General features: G+C 71.8%; 9 protein-coding genes. 4 read left to right on the forward strand and 5 right to left on the reverse strand.

Annotation, left to right across the window (positions count from 1 at the left end; translation table 11 throughout):
* Positions 1 to 650, forward strand: a 650-nt coding sequence (locus QOL99_RS12745) for a molybdopterin molybdotransferase MoeA (RefSeq protein ID WP_285524344.1), incomplete at its 5' end; no start/stop codon positions are given.
* 47 nt (positions 651 to 697) lie between these two features.
* Here the strand turns inward: QOL99_RS12745 and QOL99_RS12750 are convergent.
* The 3 genes from QOL99_RS12750 to QOL99_RS12760 all read right to left on the reverse strand — a co-directional run bounded on the left by QOL99_RS12750 (position 698) and on the right by QOL99_RS12760 (position 3,306).
* A complete protein-coding gene (locus QOL99_RS12750) occupies positions 698 to 1,126 on the reverse strand; it encodes a CoA-binding protein (protein WP_285524346.1) in 429 nt (142 codons plus the stop codon).
* Positions 1,123 to 2,463 carry a glutamate-1-semialdehyde 2,1-aminomutase gene (gene hemL, locus QOL99_RS12755; protein WP_285524347.1) on the reverse strand — a complete coding sequence of 447 codons (1,341 nt, stop codon included), beginning with the start codon at positions 2,461 to 2,463 and terminating at the stop codon, positions 1,123 to 1,125. The genes QOL99_RS12750 and hemL overlap by 4 nt, the downstream gene beginning before the upstream one ends.
* 120 nt (positions 2,464 to 2,583) lie before the next feature.
* A complete protein-coding gene (locus tag QOL99_RS12760; RefSeq protein ID WP_285524349.1) occupies positions 2,584 to 3,306 on the reverse strand; it encodes a hypothetical protein in 723 nt (240 codons plus the stop codon).
* Between the two features lie 167 nt (positions 3,307 to 3,473).
* Between QOL99_RS12760 and QOL99_RS12765 the strand changes: the two genes are divergently transcribed.
* The 3 genes from QOL99_RS12765 (at position 3,474) to QOL99_RS12775 (ending at position 6,547) form a co-directional block, all read left to right on the forward strand.
* Positions 3,474 to 4,853 carry an alpha/beta hydrolase gene (locus tag QOL99_RS12765; protein ID WP_285524351.1) on the forward strand — a complete coding sequence of 460 codons (1,380 nt, stop codon included), beginning with the start codon at positions 3,474 to 3,476 and terminating at the stop codon, positions 4,851 to 4,853.
* Positions 4,854 to 4,984: 131 nt separating this feature from the next.
* Positions 4,985 to 5,755 (forward strand): transporter substrate-binding domain-containing protein, encoded by a 771-nt coding sequence (locus tag QOL99_RS12770; RefSeq protein WP_285524352.1) that lies wholly within the window; start codon positions 4,985 to 4,987, stop codon positions 5,753 to 5,755.
* A 111-nt stretch (positions 5,756 to 5,866) separates the two neighbouring features.
* Entirely contained in the window at positions 5,867 to 6,547 is a 681-nt protein-coding gene (locus tag QOL99_RS12775; protein WP_285524353.1) for an amino acid ABC transporter permease, read from the forward strand.
* Here QOL99_RS12775 and QOL99_RS12780 read toward each other — a convergent pair.
* Together QOL99_RS12780 and QOL99_RS12785 are read right to left on the reverse strand one after the other, a co-directional pair.
* Positions 6,526 to 7,170 (reverse strand): thiamine diphosphokinase, encoded by a 645-nt coding sequence (locus QOL99_RS12780; RefSeq protein ID WP_285524354.1) that lies wholly within the window; start codon positions 7,168 to 7,170, stop codon positions 6,526 to 6,528. The genes QOL99_RS12775 and QOL99_RS12780 overlap by 22 nt on opposite strands.
* Positions 7,167 to 7,768, reverse strand: a 602-nt coding sequence (locus QOL99_RS12785) for an ATP-binding cassette domain-containing protein (protein ID WP_285524355.1), incomplete at its 5' end; no start/stop codon positions are given. The genes QOL99_RS12785 and QOL99_RS12780, both read right to left, overlap by 4 nt.

The following is a 7,768-nucleotide window of genomic DNA, read 5'->3' on the forward strand; positions in this document are numbered from 1 at the left end:
GCCGCCGCCTGCGCGTGGCCCTCCTCTCCACCGGGGACGAGGTGCGCGAACCGGGCGAGGCCCTGCTGCCGGGGCAGGTCTACGACAGCAACCGTTACGGCCTCGCGGCGCTGCTGGAGGAGTGCGGCTGCGACGTGCTGAACCTCGGCCACGCGCCCGACAGCCCGGGGGCGCTGGCCGGGTCCCTCGCGGCGGCGGGCGGGGCCGACCTGCTGCTCACCAGCGGCGGCGTCAGCATGGGCAAGTACGACTTCATGCGCGACCTGCTGATCGGGCACGGCGAGGTCGCCTTCTGGAAGATCCGGATGCGGCCCGGCGGCCCCGCCCTGCTGGGGCGCTGGGAGGGCCTCCCCGTGTTCGGGCTGCCCGGCAACCCGGTGAGCAGCCTCGTCGTGTTCGGGGTGATCGTGCGGCCGGTGCTGACGGGCCAACCCCTGCGGACGCTGCGGCTGCGGGCCGGGACCACCTTCGGGGGCCTGCCCGACAAGACGGCCTTCTGGCGCGGCGTCGTGTCGGGCGGCGAGGTCCGCGATTACGGGCAGCAGGGCAGCGGGGTGCTGCGCTCGCTGGGTGAGGCGGACGTGCTGGTGGTCATCCCGGAGGGGCCGGGGGTGCAGGTGGGCGAGGAGGTGGAGGTGGTATGGCTGTAGGGTCGGTCCCCATCCCGGTCGGCCGGGGAACGACCCCTGCCCGCTCCCTACAGCAGCGCCCGGTGGTCGGCCAGCATGCAGCGGTCCTGAATGACGTCGATGCCGCGCTCCGTCAAGGCCCGCGCCGTGGCGTCGTCGCGGATGCCGAGTTGCAACCACACCACGCGGGGGAGGGGCTGCATGCTCAGGATGTCGTCCAGATGCTCATGCACCTTGTCGCTGCGGCGGAAGACCTCCACGATGTCCACCGGGGACCCGATCTCCGCGAGGGTGGCGACCGCCTTTTGCCCGAAGTAGCTCTCGCCCCGCGCGGCCAGGGCCGGGTTCACCGGGATCACCGCATAGCCCCGGCGGTGCAGGTCCTCGGGAACGTAGTGGGCGGGCTTCATCGGGTCGGGGTGAAAGCCGATCACGGCGACCACCTTGTTCTCGTCCAGCACGCGAATCACGTCGGGGGTACTGTCCAGCAGGGTCATGCGGCTCCTCCCCGCCCGGCGTAGGCAGCGCGGGCGGCGTCCAGCGTGGCGTTCAGGTCGTGGTCGGTGTGCGCCCCGCTCACGAAGATGCTCTCGAACTGCGACGGCGCCCAGTAGATGCCCTGCCCCAGCATCGCCTGGAACCAGCGGGCAAAGGCGGCCGTGTCGCTGCGGGCCGCGTCCGCGTAGGTGCGGATGGACCCGTCGGGCGCGTCCTGATGAAAGGCCGTCAGCATCGAGCCGATGTGGTTCACGCTCAGCGGCACGCCCGCCTCCCGCGCCGCCGAGCGCAGGCCGTCCGCAAGAGCGGTCGTGTACGCCTCCAGCCGCCCGTAGAGGGCGGGGCTCGCCTCCAGCACCTCCAGCGTGGCGAGGCCCGCCGCCATCGCCAGCGGGTTGCCGCTCAGGGTTCCAGCCTGGTACACCGGCCCCTGCGGTGAAACGAAATCCATCACGTCGGCCCGCCCGCCGTAGGCGCCCACCGGCAGCCCGCCGCCGATGATCTTGCCCCAGCAGGTGAGGTCGGGGGTCAGCCCCAGCAGGCCGGTCGCCCCGTTCAGACTCAGGCGGAAACCGGTCATCACCTCGTCCGCGATCAGCAGAGCGCCGTGATCGCGGACCCGGTGCAGCGCGGCCAGAAACTCGGGCGTGGGAATCAGCACGCCCGCGTTGCCCACCACCGGCTCGAAGATGACGGCGGCGATCTCCCTCCCGCGCCCCGCCATCAGGGCGTCCAGCGCCGCCGGGTCGTTGTACTCGCTCACCAGCGTGAGGGCCGCGTACTCCTGGGGCACGCCCGCGCTGCTGGGAGCCGCCTGGCCCAGGGCGCCTTCAGCGTTCGTCATCAGGCCGCTGCCCGCTTCCACCAGCAGGCCGTCGGCGTGGCCGTGGTAGTTGCCCCGGAACTTGAGGATGTACTTGCGCCCGGTAAAGCCCCGCGCCAGCCGCAGGGCGCTCATGGTGGCCTCGGTGCCGCTGTTCACGAAGCGCACCCGGTCCACGCCCGTGATGTGGGTCACGGCCTCGGCCAGTTGCACCTCGCGCTCGCCGGGAGCGCCGAAGGACGTGCCGCCCGCCAGCGCCGAGGCGACCGCTTCCCGCACGGCGGGGTGGTCGTGGCCCAGGATCATTGGCCCCCACGAGCCGATGTAGTCGAGGTAGCGGGTGCCGTCGGCGTCGGTGAGGTGGGCCCCGTGTGCCTCGCGGATAAAGCGCGGGGTGCCGCCCACGCTTCTAAAGGCCCGCACCGGGCTGTTCACGCCGCCGGGGGTCACGGCGCGGGCGCGGGCGAATAGCGCCTCCGACCGGGCGGTGGAAGGAAGGGAGTCGGTGGTCATGGGCCTACCTTACGGGGTGCGGGGAAGGCCCGTCAGTAACCAGCGGTCAGCTTTCACCGGGAAAAGGGAGAGATGCCCCGGCAGAAGCCAGGGCACCTCGGGCGGACGACGGCGGGTGGGCTACAGCCCCAGCAACCCCAGCGCCGCCGTCTGCGTCAGCTCGGCGCGGGAGGGCGCGACCAGGGCGCGTTCCTCGGGCGTGGCGGCCTGCACGGAGGTTCCCAGGTCGGGGAGGCGGCCCGAGCGCAGGGCCTCGGCGGCCTGGGCAAAGTCGATGTCGGGCACGCCCAGCGCCCGGTTGACCGCGCCGCGAATCTCGGCGTAGCGCTCGGGGCTCAGGCCCTCGCGGGTCAGGGCCTGCGCCTGGGCGGTGCGGGCCGCGCCCACGCTGCCGCTGACCTGCCCCAGCACCTGCGCCAGCGTCAGGATGTTGGGCGACTGCCCCTGCTGGATGTCGGTCCAGACCTGCTGAAGCTGGGTAAAGCTGCCTCCCAGCGCCGCCTGCACGTCCCGGCGCACCGCCAGGAAGCGCGTCACGTCCTGCGCGGTCAGGGGGGCGCCCACCGGGGGTGCGGGCGGGGTCGCCGCATCGGGCGTCGGGCTCGGCGGGGGGGTCGCCGTTCCGCCTGGCCCCGGCAGGGGGGGCACGTCAATCCCGGTTCCCCCCGGGGAAGGCAGCGTCTGGGGCTGGCTGGTCGCCGTGCCTGTCCCCTGCCACGATTCCAGAAAGTTCCGTGCAGGCTGAATCACCAGGAACCACGCGAGCGCCCCCAGCACCACCAGCACGATCAAACTGCCGCCTCCACATCCCAGGCAGCCCAGTCCGGGTCCACGTCTCGTCATATGCCCACCATACGGGCCGGGCCGGGGGACGGTTCCCGGCGCGCGGGCGCGGCGCGTTGACAGCGGCCCGGCGGGTGCCCTTAACTGTGCGGGTCCCTCGTTCACAATTCGCGCCCTCTTGCCGGTGCCCCGCGCGGCGTGCCGGACAGCCTGTTCCCGGAGGTTTCATGACGCTCTTCCGTTCCCCTGTGCCTGCCTTTCTCGCTGCCAGTCTGCTGCTCGGAAGCTGCACCCAGGTGCGCCCCCCCGCCGAGGTGCCTGCCCAGGCAGGCCGCACCTTCAAGCCCGTTTCCCCGATCCTCGCCCCCGTGACGGGCGCGGCACTCTATCAGGGCACCTACGCGGGCCTGCGCGGTCAGGCGGCCTACCAGATCGAGGTCCCGGCGAACTGGAACGGCACGCTGGTCATGTACGCGCACGGCTACCGCGGCGAGGGCGAGAACCTCACCGTAGACCCGCCCCCCCTGCGCCCCTACCTGCTCTCGCAGGGCTACGCCTGGGCCGCGAGCAGCTACTCGGCGAATTACTACGACGTGCAGGCCGGGGTCGAGGACACCAACGCCCTCGCGCTGGCCTTCGAGCGCCTCACCGGCAACAAGCACACCAAACCCACCAAGTACCTGATCATGGGCGTCTCGATGGGCGGGCACGTCACGGCCGCCGCCGTGGAAAAGGAGACGCTGGCCAACGCCAGGAGCCGCGTGCCCTACGCCGCCGCCCTGCCGCTGTGCGGGGTGATGGACGAGGACTACCAGTTTCAGTGGCTGGGCGACTACACCCTCGTCGCCGCGCAGCTCGCCGGGCTGGGACCGCGCACCTTTCCCCAGAGCAACTATCAGGAGCTGCTGCCCGCGATCAAGCAGGCCCTCTTCACCGAGACCGAGGGGGCGACCTGGACCGAGAACGAGGGCCAGGGCGCCCGGTTGCGTGAGATCGCCCGCCGCCTGACCGGGGGCGACCGCCCGGTCTTCGAGCTGGGCTTCCGCCTCGCCGGGACGCAGAACGCGGTGTTCGGCACGGGCGGCTCGGACGGCACGGTGAACGGCATCCTGACCCGCAACCTGTACGGCAACGCGGGCCGGGTCTACCGCTGGACGGACAGCACCGACCCCACCGCCGCCGAGAAGACCTTCAACGACGTGATCCTGCGGGTCCGGGCCGACCCCGCCGCTAACGTCGCCCGGCCCGGCGGTCTGCGCTGGCTCCCTGCCGTGAACGGCGAATTCAGCGTGCCGGTGCTGAGTCTGCACACGCTGGGCGACTTCTACGTGCCCTTCCGGCACCAGCAGCTCTACCGTCAGGCGGCGCAGGCGAACGGCAACGGCGACCGACTGGTGCAGCGGGCGATCCGGGCAGCCGGGCACTGCGAGTTCGACGCGGCGGAACTGGTGGAAGCCTTCAGCGACCTCGTGACCTGGGAGCGCACCGGCGTGCGGCCTGCCGGAGACGACGTGCTGACGGCGGCGACCGTCGCCAGCCCGACCTACGGCTGCCGCTATACCCGCAAGACCCGTGCAGGGGTGGAGGCGTGCCCGGCGACCCCATGATTCTCACGGGTTGACCTGTAGTTCCCCATACCAACTTAAGGAACCCTTCTCGGCACTCGGGGGGCAGGCGGGATAGCGTGGCTTCCGTTTGTCCCCTTCCCTCTTTCACGTCTCATGACCAGGAGAACTTCATGTTGAACTCCCGTTTGCTGCTGCTGTCCACCCTTGCCCTGACGGCCACCTCGGTCGCGCACGCCGAACTCGCGGATGTCCGCAAGCGCGGCGAACTGCGCGTCGTCATGAGCGGCGAGTATCCGCCCTTCTCGCAGCCTGCCCCCGACGGCTCCCTGACCGGCTTCGACGCCGACGTGGCCCGCGAGATCGCCAAGCGCCTCGGTGTCCGCGCCCGGCTGATCAAGGCCGAGTTTCCCTCCATCATCGCGGGGCTTCAGGCCGGGCAGTTCGACCTCGCCGTCGCCTCCCAGAGCAAGACGCCCGAGCGCGAGCGGGCGGTGGATTTCCTGAGCCGCCCCTACTACTACGACGGCCTGCAACTCGTCGTGCCCGCGAGCTCCTCTGTCCGCAGCCTCGCGGGGCTGGGGGGCAAGCCGGTCGCGGTGGCGCAGGGCACCATCTTCGAGAAGTTCCTGCGGGACCGCAAGTACTCCAACGTCGCGACCTACAGCGGCGAGCAGGAGATCTTCCTGGCGCTGGGCGCGGGCCGCGCCGCCGGGATGGTCACCACCCGCACGGTGGGCAGCGTCGCCATCAAGAACGGCCAGAAACTGCGGCTCGCCGGGCCGGTGCTGCAGCAGGACAACCCCTACATCACGCTGGGCAAGAACCAGCCGCGACTCAAGGCCGCCGTGGAAAAGGCGATGGCCTCCATGCGGGCCGACGGCACCCTCAAGCGCCTGAGCCTGAAGTACCTGGGTTCGGACATCACGGTGCCTGCCAAGTAAGACCAGCAAGCCAGCAGTGGGCCGTGCGGATCCCCCGTGCGGCCCCTTGTGCTGGTCCCGCCGACACTGGCGCCACTGACACTGGTCCCACTGACCTAGGAGGCTCTGCCCATGCTGTCCACCCTTTCCACCGTCTTCACGCCCGACGCGCTCGCGGCCCTGTGGCGCGGCGCCCAGATCACCCTGGCGCTGACCCTGCTCTCCAGCGTCTTCGGGTTGATCCTGGGCCTGGTCGCCGGACTGGGGCGGATGTCGCGCCTCGCGCCCGTGCGGCTGCTGGCGGGCATCTATATCGAGACCTTCCGGGGCACGCCGCTGCTGGTGCAGCTCTTTTTCCTCTTCTTCGCGCTGCCGCAGATCACCGGGGTCTCGCTGCCCGCCTTCAACACGGCGGTGCTGGGCCTGAGCCTCTTTGCCGGGGCCTACGCCGCCGAGATTATCCGGGGCAGCCTGAACGCCGTGGACCGGGGCCAGACCGAGGCGGCGCGGGCGCTGGGCCTGAAGCCCTGGGACATCCTGCGGCTGGTCCTGATTCCGCAGGCGGCCCGCACCGCCGTGCCCGCGCTGGGCAACCAGTTCATCGGCCTGCTGAAAGATTCCAGCCTCGCCAGCGTGATCACGGTCTCCGAACTGCTGCTCACGACGCGCGGCCTGGTCTCGATCACCTACCAGCCGGTGCCGCTGTACCTCGCCGTCGCGCTGATCTACTTCCTGCTGTCGAACGTGGCGGCGCGGCTCTTCGCCCTGCTGGAGCGCCGTCTGAACCGGCCTTACCGGACGAGCACGGCCTGACCTTCCCGGGGATGCAGGACCGTGACCAGCCCCGTTCCGGCGGTGAGGCTGGCCCGGACCTCTCCCCCCAGCGCCTCGTTGCTCACCGTCCAGCCGCTGCCCAGAGGCACATCGGCCCCGGCGAGGGGCCAGCGCACTCCGGTCAGGCTCAGGTGTTGCAGATCGCTCAGGGCCAGTACGCTGAGGGTCAGGCCAGGCGGCGGGGTCAGCGACAGGGGACGCCCTGGCACCAGGGGATACCCGCTCTCGTCGCCGCTGTGCAGGGTGACGTCCAGCCCCTCCCGTGCCAGCCGCACCGCGCCCAGGGCCAGCGCCGCCGCGTGGTCGAAGCGGCCTCCGAAGGCGCCCAGAAAGATCAGGTCGGTCGCGCCCCGCTCCCGCGCTGCCCGCACCGCGAGTTCGGCGTCCGTCTCGTCCTTCGCCGCCGGGTGAACCTCGCGGGGAGCGTCCACCTCCACGCCCCAGGAGGAGTCGAAATCGCCCACCCACACGTCCACCCGCACCCCCAGCGCCGCCGCGTGCCGTGCGCCCCCATCTGCCGCCACCACCAGGTCAGGGCGGGGGAGCGCGGCCAGCGCGGGCGTCGGCACCAGCCGCCCGCCGACCAGAATCCAGGCGGTCACACGTCCCCTCGGTCGTCCGGCAGGGTCAAGACCCGCCCCTCGTCCACGCTCAGCCTGAGCCGTCCGTCCTCAAGGCCCGCCGCCTCCCGCGCACTGAGGTGCAGTGTCAGGGGGCCGAGGGAGTGGGCCACCGTCACCTCGACCCCGGAGTCGGTGGGTTGCTGCGCCGTGACGGGCAGGAGATCACCCTGGCCCAGCCGCACGGCCTGCTCCGGGACCAGACGGGCCAGCCCGCCGGGGGCAGGCAGCACGTTGGCGTGTCCCAGGAAGGCGGCCACCCACGCCGTCGCGGGCCGGGCGAAGACCTCGGCGGCCGCGCCCACCTGCACCAGCCGCCCCGCCCGCATGACCGCCACCCGTTCGGCCAGCGCCAGGGCTTCCCGCTGATCGTGCGTGACGAGCAGTACGCCCGCCCCCACCTGCGCGAAGAGCGCCCGCAGGTCCGAGCGCAGCCGCGCCCGCAACTGCTCGTCGAGATTGCTCAGCGGTTCGTCAAGCAGCAGCAGCGGCGAGCCCGTCGCCACCGCCCGCGCGAGCGCCACCCGCTGCGCCTGCCCGCCCGAGAGCTGCGCGGGGTTGCGCCCAGCCAGGTCTGCCA

The organism is Deinococcus rhizophilus, assembly GCF_030271215.1.
Taxonomy (GTDB): Bacteria; Deinococcota; Deinococci; order Deinococcales; family Deinococcaceae; genus Deinococcus; species Deinococcus rhizophilus.

What these genes read in the sequence shown, in the direction of transcription:
- QOL99_RS12750 (WP_285524346.1), bottom strand. Translation starts at nt 1,126, where the DNA reads ATGACCCTGCTGGACAGTACCCCCGACGTGATTCGCGTGCTGGACGAG.
- hemL (WP_285524347.1), bottom strand. Translation starts at nt 2,463, where the DNA reads ATGACCACCGACTCCCTTCCTTCCACCGCCCGGTCGGAGGCGCTATTC.
- QOL99_RS12760 (WP_285524349.1), bottom strand. Translation starts at nt 3,306, where the DNA reads ATGACGAGACGTGGACCCGGACTGGGCTGCCTGGGATGTGGAGGCGGC.
- QOL99_RS12765 (WP_285524351.1), top strand. Translation starts at nt 3,474, where the DNA reads ATGACGCTCTTCCGTTCCCCTGTGCCTGCCTTTCTCGCTGCCAGTCTG.
- QOL99_RS12770 (WP_285524352.1), top strand. Translation starts at nt 4,985, where the DNA reads ATGTTGAACTCCCGTTTGCTGCTGCTGTCCACCCTTGCCCTGACGGCC.
- QOL99_RS12775 (WP_285524353.1), top strand. Translation starts at nt 5,867, where the DNA reads ATGCTGTCCACCCTTTCCACCGTCTTCACGCCCGACGCGCTCGCGGCC.